The sequence below is a fragment of the Bradyrhizobium sp. I1.14.4 genome (assembly GCF_050435825.1).
Lineage (GTDB): Bacteria > Pseudomonadota > Alphaproteobacteria > Rhizobiales > Xanthobacteraceae > Bradyrhizobium.
Genome location: NZ_JBNDLA010000007.1, coordinates 270,574 through 288,696, shown reverse-complemented (window position 1 = coordinate 288,696; position 18,123 = coordinate 270,574). Strand labels below are relative to the sequence as shown.

At 63.3% G+C, this 18,123-nt stretch carries 16 protein-coding genes; 6 read left to right on the top strand and 10 right to left on the bottom strand.

The window, feature by feature from the left end; genetic code table 11:
• Positions 1-312 precede the first annotated feature (312 nt).
• From ABIB78_RS17445 to ABIB78_RS17430, 4 genes are read left to right on the top strand one after another with little or no spacing between them, the layout of a single operon-like run.
• Positions 313-957: a TetR/AcrR family transcriptional regulator gene (locus ABIB78_RS17445; protein ID WP_429026675.1), complete on the top strand. Its 645-nt coding sequence runs from the start codon at positions 313-315 to the stop codon at positions 955-957.
• A complete protein-coding gene (locus ABIB78_RS17440) occupies positions 954-2,654 on the top strand; it encodes an acyl-CoA dehydrogenase family protein (protein WP_429026672.1) in 1,701 nt (566 codons plus the stop codon). The genes ABIB78_RS17445 and ABIB78_RS17440 overlap by 4 nt, the downstream gene beginning before the upstream one ends.
• Position 2,655: 1 nt before the next feature.
• Complete coding sequence (locus ABIB78_RS17435; protein WP_429026671.1) at positions 2,656-3,498, top strand: class II aldolase/adducin family protein; 843 nt, start codon at positions 2,656-2,658, stop codon at positions 3,496-3,498.
• Entirely contained in the window at positions 3,495-4,397 is a 903-nt protein-coding gene (locus tag ABIB78_RS17430; RefSeq protein ID WP_429026669.1) for a Rossmann-like and DUF2520 domain-containing protein, read from the top strand. Before ABIB78_RS17435 ends, ABIB78_RS17430 begins: the two co-directional genes overlap by 4 nt.
• A 68-nt stretch (positions 4,398-4,465) precedes the next feature.
• Here the strand turns inward: ABIB78_RS17430 and hpnH are convergent, their stop codons facing one another.
• Together hpnH and ispH are read right to left on the bottom strand one after the other, a co-directional pair.
• On the bottom strand, positions 4,466-5,626 hold the full coding sequence (gene hpnH, locus ABIB78_RS17425; protein ID WP_429026666.1) for an adenosyl-hopene transferase HpnH: 1,161 nt from the start codon (positions 5,624-5,626) through the stop codon (positions 4,466-4,468).
• 45 nt (positions 5,627-5,671) lie between these two features.
• Positions 5,672-6,598, bottom strand: a complete 927-nt coding sequence (ispH, locus tag ABIB78_RS17420) for a 4-hydroxy-3-methylbut-2-enyl diphosphate reductase (RefSeq protein WP_429026663.1) — start codon at positions 6,596-6,598, stop codon at positions 5,672-5,674.
• Between the two features lie 455 nt (positions 6,599-7,053).
• Here ispH and ABIB78_RS17415 point away from each other — a divergent pair, with 455 nt between their 5' ends.
• Positions 7,054-9,669: an MMPL family transporter gene (locus ABIB78_RS17415; protein ID WP_429026661.1), complete on the top strand. Its 2,616-nt coding sequence runs from the start codon at positions 7,054-7,056 to the stop codon at positions 9,667-9,669.
• Positions 9,670-9,816: 147 nt separating this feature from the next.
• Here the strand turns inward: ABIB78_RS17415 and ABIB78_RS17410 are convergent, their stop codons facing one another.
• Positions 9,817-10,449 carry a DUF2147 domain-containing protein gene (locus tag ABIB78_RS17410; protein WP_429026658.1) on the bottom strand — a complete coding sequence of 211 codons (633 nt, stop codon included), beginning with the start codon at positions 10,447-10,449 and terminating at the stop codon, positions 9,817-9,819.
• A gap of 102 nt (positions 10,450-10,551) precedes the next feature.
• Here ABIB78_RS17410 and hpnO point away from each other — a divergent pair, with 102 nt between their 5' ends.
• The gene (gene hpnO / locus ABIB78_RS17405) at positions 10,552-11,943 is read left to right on the top strand and encodes an aminobacteriohopanetriol synthase HpnO (RefSeq protein ID WP_429026656.1); all 1,392 of its coding nucleotides are present in this window, start codon (positions 10,552-10,554) and stop codon (positions 11,941-11,943) included.
• 147 nt (positions 11,944-12,090) lie between these two features.
• Here the strand turns inward: hpnO and ABIB78_RS17400 are convergent, their stop codons facing one another.
• From ABIB78_RS17400 to phnA, 7 genes are all read right to left on the bottom strand, one after another.
• Positions 12,091-12,855: an anti-sigma factor family protein gene (locus ABIB78_RS17400; RefSeq protein ID WP_429026654.1), complete on the bottom strand. Its 765-nt coding sequence runs from the start codon at positions 12,853-12,855 to the stop codon at positions 12,091-12,093.
• A complete protein-coding gene (locus ABIB78_RS17395) occupies positions 12,852-13,409 on the bottom strand; it encodes a sigma-70 family RNA polymerase sigma factor (protein ID WP_429026652.1) in 558 nt (185 codons plus the stop codon). The genes ABIB78_RS17400 and ABIB78_RS17395 overlap by 4 nt, the downstream gene beginning before the upstream one ends.
• 94 nt (positions 13,410-13,503) lie before the next feature.
• Positions 13,504-13,827, bottom strand: coding sequence for a cupredoxin domain-containing protein (locus tag ABIB78_RS17390; RefSeq protein WP_429026651.1), 324 nt, complete (start codon positions 13,825-13,827; stop codon positions 13,504-13,506).
• Between the two features lie 12 nt (positions 13,828-13,839).
• Positions 13,840-14,793, bottom strand: coding sequence for a metallophosphoesterase family protein (locus ABIB78_RS17385; protein WP_429026649.1), 954 nt, complete (start codon positions 14,791-14,793; stop codon positions 13,840-13,842).
• A 392-nt stretch (positions 14,794-15,185) separates the two neighbouring features.
• A complete protein-coding gene (locus tag ABIB78_RS17380) occupies positions 15,186-15,452 on the bottom strand; it encodes a hypothetical protein (RefSeq protein WP_429026647.1) in 267 nt (88 codons plus the stop codon).
• Positions 15,453-15,548: 96 nt separating this feature from the next.
• Positions 15,549-16,850, bottom strand: a complete 1,302-nt coding sequence (locus ABIB78_RS17375) for an MFS transporter (protein ID WP_429026644.1) — start codon at positions 16,848-16,850, stop codon at positions 15,549-15,551.
• Between the two features lie 30 nt (positions 16,851-16,880).
• Entirely contained in the window at positions 16,881-18,113 is a 1,233-nt protein-coding gene (phnA, locus tag ABIB78_RS17370; RefSeq protein WP_429026643.1) for a phosphonoacetate hydrolase, read from the bottom strand.
• Between the last annotated feature and the right edge of the window lie 10 nt (positions 18,114-18,123).

The window sequence follows — 18,123 nt, the reverse complement described above, 5'->3', positions numbered from 1 at the left end:
ATCGCATCGCGATCGGGCCTTTTGCTTGGGTGCCCGATCACGGGTTTGCTGCCACGCCGTTCCGGTTCCTGAGATGGTGGGAGTTGTCGGCCCGCATTTGCCGGCTGGGGGCATGTCCTAGCGAGCCCTGTCTCTGCCGCCTGTGCGGATTGCCGACGGTCTGCGACGGATCGTTGGCCTTGTAGGGCATGCCGCCGCACCGTGGCGGCTGACGCCGTTCTGTGAGCCGAGGGCACCGGGTGGATACTTGACAGATGTCGGCGTTCAGCCGAGAATGAATTATGATCCTGTATTCATGAACTAAGGTTCATTATGGCAATCGCAGCGGTTCGCCTCAATCAGCTCGTCGAAACCAAGACACGCATCCTGGATGCCGCCAGGGAGGCCGTGGCGCTGAGTGGGTGGAAGGACGCCCAGATCGCCCTGATCGCCTCACGGGCCGGCGTGGCCACCGGCAGCGTGTATCGCTACTTCGACTCGAAGGCGGATCTGTATGCGCAGGTGCTGGGGCTGGTTTCCGAGCGCGAGGTGGCCGTGGTTGCCGCGATCGTCGAGGCGGATGGGTCTGCGTCCCAATGTCTGGTGGACGCGATCTACACCTTCTCGATTCGGGCGATGCGCGGCCGCCGTCTGGCCTACGCGCTGATCGCCGAACCCTGCGAACCCGAGATCGACGCGGCGCGCCTGAAATACCGGGCCGCCCTGGCCGATCAGATCGCAAGGCTGGTCCGGCGCGGCATTGCGAGCGGTGAGTTCGTCGAGATCGACGCCAACGTCGCGGCATCCTGTGTGACCGGTGCTTTCATGGAAGCGCTGGTTGGTCCGCTGGCGCCCGAAGCGGCCCCGGATTCCGATGCGGCAAAGGCGATCGCACAGGCGATCGCCGGGCTTTCCGCCCGCATGCTGTTTCGGCACGCCACGCCGGAACTGACCCCTGTATCGAGAGTCTCCGCATGAATGCGCGTGCCGAGCCGGTTGCTGTGGGAGACCCGAAAGCCGGTCCGTTTGCGACCCACGACGTCCGCAATCAGGCGCGGCCGGCCACTGGCTTCAACGCGTTCGATGACGACCGCGCCTTGAGCGGCCTGATCGCAAAGATCGCACCGTGGGCGAAGGCCAAGCTTTCCGCGCTCGGAGCTCATGCCGGCAGCGAAACCGTGCAGGAGGCGGCGCGGCTTGCCAACGAGCACGAACCGAAGCTCTTGACCCATGACCGGTACGGCAATCGCAGTGACTGGGTCGAATTTCATCCGGCATGGCATCAGCTGATGGCGCTCGCGTTTCAGAGCGAGGTCCATGGCCTTGCCTGGTCGACGAGCGAGCCTCATGGCCATCTGGCGCGCGCGGCGCTGAGCTATCTGTGGAATCAGATCGAGAACGGCGTCGGTTGTCCGACCGGGATGGCTTACGCGGCAATCGCGGGATTTACCGGCAAGGCACAATTCAATTTGTGGCGGGAGCGAACGTTGGCGGCGGACTACGATCCGCGGCGGCTTCCGATCGAGGCCAAGCGTGCGGCGGTCATCGGCTACGCGATGACCGAGAAGCAGGGCGGCTCCGATCTGCGCGAGACCCAGACCACCGCGCGCTTCGTCGAGCGCGGCGCGCATGGCGAGATCTATTCGATCACCGGCCACAAATGGTTCTTCTCGGTGCCGGTCGCCGACGGATTCTACACGCTGGCGCGCACCCAATCCGGCGTCAGCTGCCTGTTCGTGCCGCGCCTGTTGCCGGACGGCAGCGCCAACCGCGTCCACATTCAGCGCTTGAAGGACAAATGCGGCAACCGTTCGAACGCCTCGAGCGAGATCGAGTACCACGACACGTGGTCGATCCTGGTCGGTGAAGAAGGCCGCGGCATCGCGGAGATCCTCTCGCATGCGCATCTGACGCGGCTGGATTTCGCGGTTGGCTCCGCCGGGCTGATGCGGCAGGCGCTGAGCCTGGCCCTGAATCACGCGCAAACGCGAACCGGGTTCGGCAAGCCGATGTCCGAGCTTCCAATGCAGCGCAATGTGCTCGCCGACCTCGCACTCGAGAGCGAGGCAGCGATGCTCGGCGCATTTCGCGTCGCGCGTGCGACCGAGGGTTTGCAGACAAGTGAACACGAGCGGCTGCTGGCGCGGGTCGCGACACCGGTGGTCAAGTTCTGGAATTGCCAGCGCGCGCCGGCTTTCACCTATGAGTGCCTGCAGGTGCATGGCGGCAATGGCTTCATCATGGAGAACGCGATGGCGCGGCTCTATCGCGAGGCGCCGCTGAATTCGATCTGGGAAGGCACCTCGAACATGATGTGCATGGACGTCCTGCGCGCGATGCAGCGCGATGCGAATTGCCGCGACGCATTCGTCGACGAGTTGCGTGCGAGCAGGGGCCTCAACCCGATCTATGACAAGAGCACGGGCGACCTCGCCGATCGATTGCATGCACGATATCCGGACGACGGGCATGCGAGGGCGCTCGTCACCCGTATGGCGCATGCGTTGCAGGCAGCCGAGATGTTGAGGCATGCCGACGCCGCTGCCGCCGATCTCTTCGTGCAATCCAGGCTTGGCGCGGACGGGATGCATGTGTTCGGCTCGCTTCCATCATCGGAAGACCTTGGCAGTATCGTCGAGCGCGCCTCCGTCATTCGTCACCAAGGGCCCCGGTAAAATGCGTCAGATCGAAGTTTGTGCCGTCAACGATGTCAGGGCCATCGTCGGAGAAGAGGAGTGGGCGACCCGGGTCGATCTCGCGGCCTGCTACCGACTGGTCGCGCTCTATGGAATGACCGATCTGATCTACAACCACATCAGCGCGCAGGTCCCCCGACATGACGACCAGTATCTAATCAATCCCTACGGCATGCTCTACGAGGAGATCACGGCGTCGAGCCTCGTCAAGATCGACATCGAGGGCCGGACCTTGCTGCAGCCCGACCATGGCTACAATGTCAATGTGGCCGGATTCTATCTGCATGCCCCGATCCATCGCGCGCGGCCCGACGTAAAGTGTGTTCTGCACACCCACACCAGGGCAGGCACGGCAGTCAGCACGCTTGCCGAAGGGCTGCTTCCGCTGTCGCAGACGGCGATGCGGTTTCACGGGCGGATCGGCTATCACGATTTCGAGGGGCCGGCGATCGATCGCGACGAATGCGACCGGGTTGTCGCCGATCTCGGCCGCAACAACGTGCTGGTCTTGCGCAATCACGGCCTTCTGGTCTGCGGCAGCACGATTCCGCAGGCGTTCAATGCGATCTACTGGCTGGAGCAGGCCTGCCGGATACAGGTCGATGCGCTCGGCTGCGGCCGGCCGCTTCATGCGCCGACCGAACTTGCGATCGGCAACACGGTGACCTGCTTTGCGGGCACCGAGATCACGCTGGACAACGAGCGCGACACCAATTCGGTGCTGAATGAATCAGCGCAGAATCTGCAAGCCGGTTACGGCCTGCTGGAATGGCCGGCGCTGCGGCGCAGGCTCGACCGTATCGATGGGAGCTACGCGCAATGAGCACGTCGCTCGCGGCGTTGCGGATCGGCTTCATCGGCGCCGGCCGCGTGGCGCAGACGCTCGCGCCGGCATTTGCCCGCGCGAACCTGGACGTCGCGGCCTTCTACAACCGCGGTCCCGATGCTGCACAGCGTCTCGGATCCCGCATCCCGTCGGCAACGCAGATGACGGACGCGCAGCAGGTCGTGGACAGCTGCGACATGGTTTTCCTGACGGTGAGCGACGACGCGATCCTGCCGGTCTGCCGCGGTTTGCGCTGGGAGCCGCGTCACCGCGTGGTCCATTGCAGCGGCGCGACCGAACTGGCGGCGCTCGATGATGCGCGATCCGCAGGCGCCGCAACTGGCGGATTTCATCCAATGCAGATGTTTGCAAATCCCGACGTCGCGCTCGAGGGGCTGCGCGGATGCACCGTCGGCATCGAGGCAGAAGGCAACTTCCGGCATGACCTCGAACGGCTCGCCGTCAGCATCGGGTGCGAACCGCTGGCGCTGCCGGCCGGTGTGCGGGCGCTCTATCATGCCTCGGCCTACTACGTCGGTCCGTTCCTGATCGCGCTGCTCAAGGAAGGCGTTGAGCTCTGGAAGAGCTTTGGTGCGAGCGAGGCCGACGCGCTGCGTGCAATGATGCCGCTGCTGCGGGGAACGGTCGCGGCCGTCCTTGACGGCGGACTGGCCAACGGCATGGGCGGCTGCGTGGCGCGCGGGGACGTTGGAACGATCCTCAAGCACATCAGCGCCTTGGACGAACGCTTTCCCGCCTCGGGTGCGTTGTACCGCGAACTGGCTCTGCGCAATGTCCCGCTCGGGATCGAGCGCGGCACACTCAGCGCACAGCGCGCGGCAGAGATCGAGAGGTTGCTTCTGCGGAATGGCCGGGAAGCGCAGGCGGCATCCTGATCGAAGAAAAGGGCCCCGGTTCGCTGAACCGAGGCCCCTCAACTTTCTGCTCTCCGCTCACACGAGCATCAGGCGGCGCTGGAAGCCTTCTGCTGCTGCTTGGCAGCGGCGGCAGCCGCCTCGTCGCGGCGGATCTCCGAGAGCTTCTTCTCCACCTGTTCGGCGAAGATGTACTGCGCCGGACGCTGCTTGGACATGTCGATCTCCGGCGCCATCGGGCCGGTCGTCTTGATGCCGCGCAGCGCAACCCACATCGCCTTCAGCGGATTGTTGATCGCAGCGGTGGCCGCGGTCGGCTCGTAGCCGCAATGCGCCATACAGTCGGCACACTTTTCATACTTGCCGGTGCCGTAGGTGTCCCAATCGGTGGTGTCCATCAACTCCTTGAAGGTCTTGGCGTAGCCTTCGCCGAGCAGATAGCAGGGCTTCTGCCAGCCGAAGATGTTGCGCGCCGGCATGCCCCAGGGCGTGCACTCGTATTCCTGGTTGCCGGCGAGGAAGTCGAGGAACAGGCCGGAATGCATGAAATTCCACTTCTTGCCCTTGCCGAGCGCGAAGACGTCGCGGAACAGCTTCTTGGTCTTGGTGCGGTTGAGGAAGTGCTCCTGGTCGGGCGCACGTTCATACGCGTAGCCCGGCGACATCGAGACGCCGACGCCGAGCTCGGTGGTGAAGTCGAGGAACTTGGCGATCTCCTCGGCCGGATGGCCGTCGAAGATGGTTGCGTTGACGTTGACCGTGAAGCCGCGCGCCTTCGCCGCCTTGATCGCCGAGACGGCGCGATCGAACACGCCCTTCTGCGACACCGCCTTGTCGTGATGGTCCTTCAGGCCGTCGAGATGCACCGAGAAGAACAAATACGGCGACGGCTCGAACAGATCGAGCTTCTTCTCGAGCAGCAGCGCATTGGTGCACAGCGAGACGAACTTCTTGCGCGCCACGAGGCCGCGCACGATCTCGCCGATCTCCTTGTGGATCAGCGGCTCGCCGCCCGGGATAGCGACCATCGGCGCGCCGCATTCATCCGCTGCATCCCAGCATTCCTGCGCGGTCATGCGGCGGTTGAGGATCGCATCTGGATAGTCGATCTTGCCGCAGCCAACGCAGGCCAGGTTGCAACGGAACAAGGGTTCCAGCATCAGCACAAGCGGATAGCGTTTGCGGCCAAGCAGCTTCTGCTTGATCAGATAACCGCCGATACGCATCTCCTTGAAGAACGGTATAGCCATTAGACGATTTTCTTTCTGCACTTATCAAAGGGAAGTGGGTTCAGATCAGCCCGCAGTCAGTTCGGCTGGCAGCCGGAATTCGATATTCTCTTCTCGGCCCGGAACGACCGAGACCGATACCGGTCCGATGCGCCGCAGGGCCTCGATCACATCGTCGACCAAAACTTCAGGCGCCGACGCGCCCGCCGTGATGCCGACGGCCTTCGCATCCTTCAGCCAATCGGGGTTGAGCTCGCTCCCATCGGCAATAAGATAACTCGCGACGCCGACCTCGGTGCCGATCTCACGAAGCCTGTTTGAGTTGGAACTATTGGCGGCCCCCACCACCAGAATGACGTCCACCAGCTTGCTCAGGTCCCTTACCGCAGATTGGCGGTTCTGTGTCGCATAGCAGATATCCCGGGTGTCCGGGCCTTGAATATCTGTAAATTTTGCCTGAAGAGCCGCGATTATGTCCTTGGTGTCGTCCACGGACAACGTGGTCTGGGTGATATAGGCGACCGGCGCGTCGGTCGGCAGCCTCAGTTCCGCCACATCCTGGACGCTCTGGACCAGCAGAACCGGCCCCGGAACCTGGCCCATGGTTCCCTCGACCTCGGGATGGCTGGCATGCCCGATCAGGATCAGGGCGCGTCCCTTCGAGATATAGCGTTTGCCCTGGTTGTGGACCTTGGTGACAAGCGGGCAGGTGGCATTGAGCACCGGCAGGTCGCGGGCTTCCGCCTCCTCCTCGACGCTCCTGGCCACGCCGTGAGCACTGAACACCGTCACCGCCTTGGCCGGCACTTCCGACAGGTCCTCGACGAAGATTGCGCCCTTCTTCTTCAGGCTTTCGACCACGTATTTGTTATGCACGATCTCGTGGCGGACATAGACCGGCGGGCCGTACTTCTCGAGCGCGCGTTCGACGATCTCGATCGCGCGCACGACGCCCGCGCAAAAGCCGCGCGGTTGAGCAAGAAACACTTCCATAGGATGTCCGTTACGCAAATTGCACCAATCTCATTCAACGCCCTGCGGCCTTTTCGGCAACGCACTCCGCTCGATCGGACGCCGCAACGTCAGTTGCAATGTCCGCACCATCTCAGGTTCTGCACGTGATCCGCGCCCTCAAGGGCATGGAAATACAGGGTTTTGTGTCAAAAAGGTAGCGCTTCGAGAGATTGCAAGATCTGTGGGAAAGGACGCCTGAGGTAATATAGTATGGGATATCGGGCGCTGCGACCGTCCGTCCCCCTCACTTGTTCGTCACTTTATCGCCCAGTCCTGCGGTTTATACCGGCCACTCGTGGCCGTTCCCTGTCGTTTGGAACCTCCTCGCCATCCCGTCGAGGAAGATAACCAAAACAACATTAGATCGGTCCCGGGAACTCCGCTAGAGAGCGAGCGTTTTCGGCCATGCTTCCCCGAGATTAGAAAGAAACGAAGTGCTGACAAATATTGTCGTCTCCGTTGTTAGGACCTGTACGCGTTTTGCCCTTCCGGTTGTCATTTTCGCTGTGCTGCTGTCGATCGGGGCTGGCTTCTATACGGCCCGCAACTTCTCGATCAACACCGACATCAACAAGCTGATCTCGCCCGATCTGGATTGGCGCAAGCGTGACAACCAGTTCGAGGAAGCCTTTGATCGCGAGCGGCTGATCCTGGCCGTGGTCGAGGGTGCGACGCCCGAGCTGACCAGCTCCGCCGCCAAGGCGCTCACCGAGAAGCTGCAAGCCGACAAGAAGAATTTCGAGGCGATCACCGCGCTCGGCTCCGGCGAATTCTTCGAGAAGAACGGCCTGCTGTTCCTGCCGACCGAAGAGGTCGGCAAGGTCACCGGCCAGCTCGCATCGGCCGCGCCGTTGATCGAGATCATGGCGGGCGATCCTTCGATTCGCGGGCTGACCGGTGCGCTCGAGACCGGCCTTGCCGGCGTCAAGCGCGGACAGATCAAGCTCGACAACACCATACGGCCCTTCAACCAGATTTCGGAGACCGTCGAGACTATCCTCGCCAAGGGCAACGCGACCTTCTCCTGGCGCGAGCTCACCAGCGACACGCCGCTGACCGATTCCGACAAGCGCGCCTTCATCGAGATCAAGCCGATCATCGACTATTCGGCGCTGGAGCCGGGCAAGGGCGCAACCGATGCGATCCGGCAGGCGGCGGCCGACCTGAAATTCCCGACCGAATATCACGCGCGCGTTCGCCTGACCGGACCCGTGCCGATCGCCAACGAGGAATACGCCACCGTGCAGGACGGCGCCATTACCAACGGCATCGGCACCGTGGTGATCGTGCTGATCATCCTCTGGCTGGCGCTGCATTCCGGCAAGATCATCTTCGCGGTGTTCGTCAACCTGTTCATCGGCCTTACCGTCACAACCGCGATCGGCCTGATGATGGTCGGATCGCTGAACCTGCTCTCGATCGCATTCGCGGTGCTATTCATCGGTCTCGGCGTGGACTTCGGCATCCAGTTCAGCGTGCGCTACCGCTCCGAGCGCTTCAAGAACGACAATCTGACGTTGGCGCTTGAGAACGCCGCCCGCCGCTCGGCGGTGCCGCTGTCGCTCGCGGCGATGGCGACTGCGGCGGGGTTCCTCTGCTTCCTGCCGACCGACTACAAGGGCATCTCCGAGCTCGGCAAGATTGCCGGTGCCGGCATGCTGGTGGCCTTCATCACCAGCATCACGGTGCTGCCGGCGCTGCTCGACCTGCTCAACCCTCCGGGAGAGAGGGAACCGGTCGGCTACGCCTTCCTTGCTCCGCTCGACCACTTCCTGGAGAAGCATCGCGTTCCGATCATCGTCGGCACGCTGCTGGTCGCGGTCGCGGGCCTGCCGTTGCTCCATTACATGAAGTTCGACTTCAATCCGATCAATCTGCGCAACAAGCACGCGGAATCGATCGCGACCTTCCTCGATCTGAGGAACGATCCGAATACCGGCGCCAACGCCATCAATGTGATGACGCACTCGGAGGCCGACGCCAAGAAGATCGAGGCCAAGCTCGAGAAGCTGCCGGAAGTGTCGCGCGTGATGTCGCTCGACAGCTTTGTGCCTGACGACCAGCCGGCCAAGCTGAAGCTGATCGCGCAGGCGGCCAAGACGCTCGGCCCCGCGCTCAACCCTGACTCGGTCGATCCGGCGCCATCGGACCAGGAGAATGTCGAGTCGCTGAAGAGCTCGGTCGACAGCCTGCGCAAGACTGCGGGCGACGGCAAGGGGCCGGGCGCGGTTGCCGCGCGCCGGCTCGCCGGCGCCCTGCAGAAGCTCGCCGATTCGAACCAGGTGACCCGCGACAAGGCGCAGGAGATTTTTGTTTCGCCGATGAAGATCGTGTTCGATCAGCTGCGGAACACGCTGCAGGCCCAGACCGTCACGCTGCAGAACCTGCCGCCGGAACTGGTCGACAGCTGGAAGACCAAGGACGGTCTGATGCGTGTCGAGGTTGAGCCGAAGGGCGATCCGAACGACAACGACAATCTGCGCCGCTTTGCCGACGCCGTGCTCGCCGCCGAGCCAACCGCGATCGGCGGACTGGTCTCGATCCTGAAGTCGGGCGATGTGATCGTGAAGGCATTTATCCACGCCGGCATTCTGGCGCTGGTCACGATCAGTCTGCTGCTGTGGCTGACGCTGCGCCGCGTCGTCGACGTGCTGATGACGCTGGTGCCGCTGCTGGTTGCCGGCATCGTCACGCTGGAGATCTGCGTGCTGATCGGGCTGCCGCTCAACTTCGCCAACATCGTCGCGCTGCCGCTGCTGCTCGGCGTCGGCGTGGCGTTCAAGATCTACTATGTCACGGCGTGGCGGCAGGGCAGGACCAACCTGCTGCAGTCGAGCCTGACCCGTGCGATCTTTTTCAGCGCGCTGACCACGGCGACCGCGTTCGGCAGCCTGTGGCTATCCAGCCATCCCGGCACCGCGAGCATGGGCAAGCTGCTTGCGCTCTCGCTCGTCACCACGCTGGCGGCGGTGTTGCTGTTCCAGCCGGCGCTGATGGGCAAGCCGCGCGAGGCCCTCAAGGAAGAGGATATCGCCAACGACGTCACCTGACGCGTCGGCGGCCCGCTGTCGATCCGGCTTGGCGACAGAGCCGCCGAGCCCGCGATTTGCCGCCGGGCCGTGATTTCAGGCCGCCAGAGGCCGCAGTGTGCTCGCGCGTGACCACACTGCTTGCGGTGTTGCCCGCGGCCGCCTCTGCTAATGCGTCGGTCGCGCGATGTCCGGGAGCAGGCAGATATCGCCCACGGTGTCAGCTGACGCGTTGGCGTTGGCCGGCTGCTTTTGACCCGGCTTGGTCGCAGGCGCGACGGCACCGGTGGTTTTCTGGGTCTGCGGTGATGCCGATTTGGGAAGCGCGCCCTTCGCTGCCGGGTTGCCGGCGGCGCTCACCGGGATCGGCGGACCGACGCGGGTCCAGGTCTCGCCGCCGCAGAGGAAGCCGAGCACGCAGCCCTGGATCTCGAGCTGATCGGCGCCGACCGGCTTGATGGTCGAGCTGTAGAGCTGGCCGTCCTTCGCGTTGTAGACTTGGCCTTCCCATGCATCGGTGCCGGCCTTCTTCTTCATGTCGATCAGGATCGGCATGCCGAGCGTAGGCCTGCTCTGCTTCGCGGGATCAGGATTGTTCTTATCCTTGCCGCCAGGGGTTTTTTCCCAGGACACCGCACCCCACATGCTGCCATTACACTGGGCGACGCGGATGGTGGCGACACCGTCTGCGACCTTCCAGTCGCCGGTCGGGTCCGCTGCAAGTGCCGGTGATAATACGGTGGCCAAAAATAAACCTGAAAAGGCTATTGTACGCGTGAAAGTTCTTGGGCAGTGCAACATGGTCCAAACCTGTGCTTAACTAGACGATCCGAGCGGGGGTCAAAACGCCGCTATCGAGCGTTTTAAGTTGACGAGATGGCCATCAACCGACGTATGTAACGAATGGTAAGTTCCAATTTAGACGTTTCCGAGATTTTTGTGGAGCGCGAGGGGCAGCGCGGTGCCATGCACACGCGTCACCTCAACGAGCAGCTCGTTCGCGTTCTCAAGACCATCGGCTACGACGTCGGCTTCCAGAAGGGGCAAGGCCAATACCTCTTCGATCGTCAGGGGGCTCGTTACCTTGATCTATTGAGCGGATTTGGCGTTTTTGCGATCGGCCGCAATCATCCGGCCCTGCGCCAGGCGCTGAAGAGCGTGCTCGACGCCGACCTGCCCAATCTCGTGCAACTCGATGTCTCGACGCTGGCCGGCGTGCTCGCCGAACGGCTGCTGGAACATGTTCCATATCTGGACAAGGTGTTTTTTGCCAATTCCGGCGCCGAAACCGTCGAAGCCGCGATCAAGTTCGCGCGCGGCGCCACCGGTCGTCCCGGTATCGTCTATTGCGGGCATTCGTTCCACGGCCTGTCCTACGGCGCGTTGTCGCTGACCGATGATTCGAATTTCCGCGGCGGCTTCGAGCCGCTGCTGCCGGGCTGCACCCCGATTCCCTACAACGATCTCGAGGCGCTGGAGAAGGCGCTGTCGTCGCGCCAGGTCGCCGCGTTCATCGTCGAGCCGATCCAGGGCAAGGGCGTGAACATGCCCACCGACGAGTTCCTGCCCGGAGCGCTGGCGCTGTGCCGCAAATACGGCACGCTGTTCATCGCCGACGAAATCCAGACCGGCATCGGCCGCACCGGAAAATTCCTCGCGATCGAGCACTGGGGCATCGAGCCCGACATGGTGCTGCTGGCGAAGGCGCTCTCCGGCGGGCACGTCCCGATCGGCGCGCTTCTGACGCGCAAGCACATCTTCGACAAGATCTTCAACCAGATGGATCGTGCGGTTGTGCATGGCTCGACCTTCGCCAAGAACGATCTTGCGATGGCCGCCGGTATCGCAACGCTTGACGTCATGAAGGCCGAGAAGCTGGTCGAGCACGCCGCCAAGCGCGGCGCCGAGCTTCGCCTCGCGCTGACGCGCATGGTGCCGGGCTATGAATTGATGAAGGAAGTCCGCGGCAAGGGCCTGATGATCGGCGTCGAGTTCGGTCCGCCGAAATCGCTGCGGCTGAAGGCGTCGTGGAACCTGCTCGAGACCGCCAACAAGGGTCTGTTCTGCCAGCTCATCACGGTACCGCTGTTCAAGGATCACAAGATCCTGACCCAGGTCGCGGGCCACGGCAGCCACACCATCAAGCTGTTGCCGCCGCTCGTCATCACCGAACAGGACTGCGCCTGGATCGAGAAGTCGTTCGACGAGGTGATCGCCGGCAGCCACAAGGTGCCCGGCGCGATCTGGTCGCTCGGCAAGACGCTGGTCGACAACGCGGTGCGCAAGTCGGCGTAACTTAAGCTGGCTTATCCGTCATTGCGAGCGAAGCGAAGCAATCCACCGCACCGCAAGCGGAGAGATGGATTGCTTCGTCGCTTCAGCGCAAATTGCTTTGCAATTTTGTCGCGAGCTCCTCGCAATGACGGGGTGTGAACAGTTTGCTCATCCCTCCTTGTTCGCGTGCATCGCGCCCTCGAACTTGTCGCCGAACTCCGTCAGCTCGTCGACGCCGAGATCGCTGACCGCCCAGTAGTTCAGGCCGCGGTCGCTCCAGCGCCGGATGTTGAAGCCTTGCAGCGTCGAGATCTTCGCGGATTTCCGTTCGGTGTTCGCGGTCTGCGCCACGAACAAATTGATCACGTGCCGGCGCCGCTTGTAGACCACGGCGCCGATCTCGCGGGCGTTGACGTAGTCGAGCCGGCCGCCGATCAGCGTAAAGCCCTGCGCGGTGAGATCGATCACCGGCGGTGAGACGTCGAGCTTGCCGTTGAACCACGGCTTGACCGTATGCTGATCGGTCGAGACCACGTCGATGAGGTGGCCGGCCTGCAGCGAGCGCAGATGCGCCGACACCACCTCGTTCTCGATGCGCTGCTCGTCATCGTTACGCAGCACGATCGCGACGAGGCCGGTCGCAGCCATCGCCGACACCGCTGAACCCATCGCGAAGCCGCGCAGCACCGAGCGGCGAGTCGGCGCCGCCTGCGACTGCGGCAATGCCTTCTCGATCTTGCGGCGCAGTTCGAGCGGCGCCTTGTAGCGCACGTCGCTCTCGGCCATCATCTGACGGATCTCCTGATATTCCTTCATGAGAGCGGCGCAATGCGCGCACCCCTCGACATGGGCTTCCACTTCGCGCGCATGGCCGGCGTCGAGTTCGCCGTCGATCAGCGCGTGGATCAGCACTTCGGCTTCCTCGCAGGTCATTTCACTTGCTCCTGTTCCGCAAGCCAGGCCGATCGCAGCATGGCGCGGGCGCGTGCGAGGCGGGACATCACGGTGCCGACAGGCACGGCGGCGACATCGGCGATCTCGCGATATGACAGATTCTGGATCTCCCTGAGCACGAAGGTCTCGCGGAACGGCTCGGCGAGCGCCGCGATCAGCTTGCGCACGGTGTCGCCGTCGAAGCGGCGCAGCAGCTGCTTTTCCGGCGTCTCCGGGGCTTCGTTCCACAGCGGGGTCTGGTCGCGGCCTTCGGGCAGCTCCTCGACCGCGGTGGGGGCGGTCTTGCGCCGTGCGTACTCGGCGCGGCAGACATTGCGCAGGATCGCAAACAGCCACGGCTTCATCGCAGGTCCCCGGTAGCTGTCGAAATGCTTGTAGGCGCGCAGATAGCATTCCTGCACCGCATCCTCGGCGTCGGCGGCATCGCGCAGCAGATAGCGCGCCAGGGTATAGGCGTCGTCGAGGTACGGCAGCGCGGCTTCGCGGAAGCGCCGCGCCTTTTCGGGATCGTCCTGCGACGCTTTGACAACCATCGTGTCCTGTCCGGCATGTCGAGAGACGGCTTGCGCCCGGCCGGGGGCGGAGGGCCACTGGCCGGGCATGGTTGTGATTGTATGGCTGGTCACGTTACCCAACCTTGATACTGCCTGTCATGTGCGGATGCAGCGAGCAGAAATACTTGTACTCGCCGACTTCCGTGAAGGTGAACGAGAAGGTGCCGTCGGTATCCATGGTCTTGGAGCGGAATTTGCCCGCACACACCACGGTGTGCGGGATGTCGTCGCGGTTGGTCCAGGTCACGGTAGTGCCGACCTTCACGTCGAGCTGGGCCGGATTAAACGAGAAGTTGTCGATATGGATCGCGGTATCTTCGGCGCGGGCCGCCGTGACCGGCAGCAGCATGGTCGCGACCACGGCGAACCCGAAGTCGCGTCGATTGATCGAACTCATCGGTCTTGTCCCTTAGCCCTGCAGCGGCGTGTCGATGATGGCCAGCGGCTGGCTGTTCTGCTTGAAGTTGATGCTGGCGACGCCGAGCATGCTGCGCAGCTTGGCATCCTCGACCTTCATCGGGCCGGGCGAGGGGGCCGCACCCGGCGCCGGCTGCGGGAAGGCAGTCGAACGCGCGGTGTGGAAGGTGACGTTGCCCTCGACCTTCTGCATCACCTGGTGGATGTGGCCGTTGAGCACGGTCACCGAGCCGAAGCCCTTGACGTATTCCAGCGCGCGGGCGCCGTCCTCGGTGCCCCAGCCCCATTGCGGATAGACCGTCCACAGCGGGATGTGGGCGAACAGCACGATCGGCGTCGACTTCGAACGGCCCTTGAGGTCGTTCTCCAGCCATTCCAGCTGCTCGTTGCCGAGATTGCCGAGGCCGCCGCCCTTGAGGTCGACGACGTTGACGAGGCCGATGAAATGCACGCCGCCGGCGTCGAACGAATAGTAGCCCGGACCCTTGGTGCCGCGGCCGTAGCGCTCCTTGTAGAGCTTGACCTCCTCGTCGATGAAGTCGTGCTCGCCCGGCACGTAGTGCACGTCGAGCTTGGCCTGCGAGATGATGCGATCGGCGTCATCGAATTCGGACGCCTTCGACAGATGTGTGATATCGCCGGTGTGGATCATGAAGGACGGCTTGACCGGCATCGCCCGGACCTTGTTGATGGCTTCCTCCAGCGTGCCGATGGCGTTCGGGTTGGCCGGCTTGTCGAAGCCGACATGGCTGTCGCTGATCTGCATGAAGGTCATGCCCGGCGCCGCTTCGGCAGCTGCGGCCGAGCCGACGATGCCGAGCGAATGCGGCACGCCGCCGGTGACCGTCCACAGCACGCCGGTGCCGGCCCAGGTCATGCATTCCAGCACCTTGCGTCGGCTGACGCCCCTCTCCTCATCGTGGTGATCGTGATCGTGTCCGCTCATGGCAAGTCTCCCGTGGGCCCAGGGATTGGGTTTCCGGGTAGGTGATCGGCCGGAGCGGGGCTTTATTCCCGCGGCTTTGGACGGCGCCGAGGGCCTGGATGACGATTTCGTGAGGGCCCGCGAGAGACGGACGCAAGGCCAAGACGCGTCATTGAAGTCGCCCGGTTTGCAGGGCTATCGATCCGGCAAGCCACTGATCGATCGGAGGAAAGCATGGCTGACGTGATCGGCGGCTGTCACTGCACGAGCTGCCGGCCTTCGACCGCATTCCCGTCGCCGGCGATCCGTGGCGGTTGATGAACGCGGTCGCCACTATGCGCGCTGCAACATGGAAACGTTGCGCAACACATAAACGGCCGCAACAAAGCTGTCTTGCAGCCGTCAGCATAGTGTCAGGGCGCCTCCATAAGAATGGTGGACTTCATTCGCCACATCTGGAGAGCATCATGAGCGATCACGCAGGCGTTGAACATCATCACAAGGCAGCTGAGCATCACGAGCATGCGGCGCGTCATCACCGCGAAGCCGCCAAGCACCACGAAGCCGGCGACCACCACAAGGCGGCGCATCACGCCCACAGCGCCCATGGTCACGCCAGCCATGCCCAGCATCACCACACCGAGGCGAGTCGGCACCACGCCGAACACCACGGCAAGCACTAACAACCGTTCCAGTACTGCGTGAGTGGCTTCCGCCGTCCCTGCGAGGGGACGGCGTTTTCTTTCGGCGGGCGTCAGCCCAAGCGTCGCGTATGTCTATCGCCTGATGAGCAGCGCCGAGACGGCGCTCGCTGCGCACAGACACGCGACGACCGGAAAGATGATCGCCGTATTGCCGGTGTGATCCATGAATCGTCCAATCAGCGGTTCGCCAATCCCGGCACAGGCATACGAAATGAAATTGAGGACGCCGGTTGCGGTTCCGGCCAGGCGACGGCCGAAGATGTCGGGACACAGCGCCCAGAACGACGACGCCGGGCCGAACACGAAGAAGCCGCACAGGAACAGGCCTGCGATCCCGAGCAGGCTGCCGTGCGGCACGAGCTCCATCGCGAGCGCGATGATCGCGGCCAGCACCATGTAGGAGATGATCGCGAGATAACGCCGCGACCTGAACAGAACGTCCGAAATCCAGCTGTTGGTCGACGCGCCAAGCGCCATCCCGACCGGCAGCGCGACGGTGATCCACACCGGATCGATGACTGTCGCGGCCGATTTCCAGTTCGGCCCGAGGAAGTGGACGGGGACCCAGACCAGCAAGGCGTATCGCGCGGCGTTCTGAAATCCGATCGACAGGCCTGTTGCGTAGAGTCGCCAGTTCGAGAGCACCGCGCGATAGCGCGCGCCGCTTGTCTTGGTGTCGATCTCGCTGTCGACGTCCACCTCTTCGGGCGACTTCTCGTCGACCGGTCCCTTGAGGCCGAGATCCTCGGGCCGCTCGCGCACCACAAGGAACATGACAATGGCGCCGAACAGCATCAGGAACACCGACAATCGGAAGATCCAGCGCCAGTCGAGCCCGAGCGTGCCGAGAATGATGATCGGAACGAAGTAGGCGAGGACCGACGAAAATCCGGACATGCCGACATAGAACGAATAGACGAAGCCGCGATGCCGGTGTCCCCACCAGTTCGAGAGCAGCCGGCTGCCCGGCGCGAATCCCATGGCCTGGAAATATCCGTTGAGGCCCCATGCCAGCAGCAGCGCGACGAAGCTGCTTGACAGGCTCGTCGCCCAATTCGCCGCGAACGAGAGGACCGCGCCGGCGAGCATCATGACGCGGCCACCCCATTTGTCGCCGAGGTTGCCGTTGATCGACTGGCCGAGCGCGTAGGCCCACAGCATCGAGGCGCTGACCCACCCGAGCATTTCCTTGGAGAGTCCGAGCTCCTTCTGAATGCCGGGGATGGCAAAGCCGAAGGTTTGGCGTCCGAGGTAGTAGAAGAGGTAGCAAAAGGACACACCGAGCAGCGCCGTCCATTTGTAGCGCCGATACATCTGCGCCGCAGCCGTTTCGGTTGCGAGCGCGCGTGCAAAGGCCTGCCCAGTATCGAGCATGGCGTATCCTCCCGTGCTTTCTGTTTTGATTTATTGCGCGCCGTTCAGCGCAAACTCGAAGATATCGAAGTTGCGCATGCGCCTGGTCTTCGCGAGCTTGCGATAGGTATCGTTCAGCTGATGCGACAGGATGAACGGCACGATCTGCTCGCTCAGTCCGCCATGCGACCTGAGGCGATGGCCGTCGAGTCCGCTGAGATCGTGCTCGGCCTGGGTCGAGCCGATGGTCGTGTGGGTATCGCCGATTGCGACGAAATCCCCTTCGCGGTCGAGCGGCATCTGGTAGCGGCTTGCGGCACTCAGTCCGTCGAGGACGAGCGCGATTCCCGGAATTGTCGCCGAAGCCTCCATGACCTCGGCAAGATCAAGCCCCTTGCGCAGGTAGACGCGAACGAAGGAGCCGAGCGCGCCGTGATGCTTCACGAACGGATCGGTGATCGGGCAAATCACGCGCGCCGCCTGCGTGCCGAAGCGCCGGTTCAGTTCGTCCTCGAGGAAGATCACGCGCGCCGTCCCGTCTTCATTCGCCTTGTCGTTCATGCCGTGATCGGCAATCAACCCGACGACGGCGCCGAGTTCGGCAATGCGGCCCACCTTCTGGTCGACCGCGCGGTGAAAGGCGTCCGCCTCCGCCTCGCCCGGGCCGTGCGCGTGCTGGACCAGATCGGACAGCGAGAGATAGAGCAACTCGGCGCGACTCTGCTCGAGAAGCTTGATTCCTGCATCGAGGACGAACAGCGACAGGTCGGGGCTGTACATGTCCGGTGTCGGCCGCCCCACCAGGGCCTCGACATCCTCAATGCCGTTCTCCGCCATGGTCGCGCTTCCGGCCTTTTCCGACGAGAAGCAGATTCCGCTCTCCATCCGGTGGCCGAGCATCTTGCGTAGCTTGTCCTTGGCGGTCACCGCGGCGACACGAACACCGGAGCGCGACATCTCGGCGAGGATGGTCGTTGCCCGCATCGGCGTTGCATCGACGATCATGATTTCCTTGCCGGTCTCGCGATCGAGATAATAGTTGCCGGAGATGCCATGAATTGCCGGCGGCGCGCCGGTCACGATCGAGACGTTGTTGGGATTGGTGAAGGTCGGCATCGCGGCGTCGGCGAGGGTCGCGAACCCGCTTCGCATCATCCGCGAAATGTTCGGGAAGACCTCCTTCGCGTTGGGGAAATTGAGATAGCGCGGGTCGCATCCGTCGAGGCAGATGACGACGGTGGGACGCGCGGGCTTGCTGTAGGTTCGCCCGTTGACTTCGATCATGGTGGCTCCT

Excerpts from the sequence above, each read along its gene's own strand:
- ABIB78_RS17445 (WP_429026675.1), top strand. The coding sequence starts at position 313 with ATGGCAATCGCAGCGGTTCGCCTCAATCAGCTCGTCGAAACCAAGACA.
- ABIB78_RS17440 (WP_429026672.1), top strand. The coding sequence starts at position 954 with ATGAATGCGCGTGCCGAGCCGGTTGCTGTGGGAGACCCGAAAGCCGGT.
- ABIB78_RS17435 (WP_429026671.1), top strand. The coding sequence starts at position 2,656 with ATGCGTCAGATCGAAGTTTGTGCCGTCAACGATGTCAGGGCCATCGTC.
- ABIB78_RS17430 (WP_429026669.1), top strand. The coding sequence starts at position 3,495 with ATGAGCACGTCGCTCGCGGCGTTGCGGATCGGCTTCATCGGCGCCGGC.
- hpnH (WP_429026666.1), bottom strand. The coding sequence starts at position 5,626 with ATGGCTATACCGTTCTTCAAGGAGATGCGTATCGGCGGTTATCTGATC.
- ispH (WP_429026663.1), bottom strand. The coding sequence starts at position 6,598 with ATGGAAGTGTTTCTTGCTCAACCGCGCGGCTTTTGCGCGGGCGTCGTG.
- ABIB78_RS17410 (WP_429026658.1), bottom strand. The coding sequence starts at position 10,449 with ATGTTGCACTGCCCAAGAACTTTCACGCGTACAATAGCCTTTTCAGGT.
- hpnO (WP_429026656.1), top strand. The coding sequence starts at position 10,552 with ATGGTAAGTTCCAATTTAGACGTTTCCGAGATTTTTGTGGAGCGCGAG.
- ABIB78_RS17400 (WP_429026654.1), bottom strand. The coding sequence starts at position 12,855 with ATGACCTGCGAGGAAGCCGAAGTGCTGATCCACGCGCTGATCGACGGC.
- ABIB78_RS17395 (WP_429026652.1), bottom strand. The coding sequence starts at position 13,409 with ATGGTTGTCAAAGCGTCGCAGGACGATCCCGAAAAGGCGCGGCGCTTC.
- ABIB78_RS17390 (WP_429026651.1), bottom strand. The coding sequence starts at position 13,827 with ATGAGTTCGATCAATCGACGCGACTTCGGGTTCGCCGTGGTCGCGACC.
- ABIB78_RS17385 (WP_429026649.1), bottom strand. The coding sequence starts at position 14,793 with ATGAGCGGACACGATCACGATCACCACGATGAGGAGAGGGGCGTCAGC.
- ABIB78_RS17375 (WP_429026644.1), bottom strand. The coding sequence starts at position 16,850 with ATGCTCGATACTGGGCAGGCCTTTGCACGCGCGCTCGCAACCGAAACG.
- phnA (WP_429026643.1), bottom strand. The coding sequence starts at position 18,113 with ATGATCGAAGTCAACGGGCGAACCTACAGCAAGCCCGCGCGTCCCACC.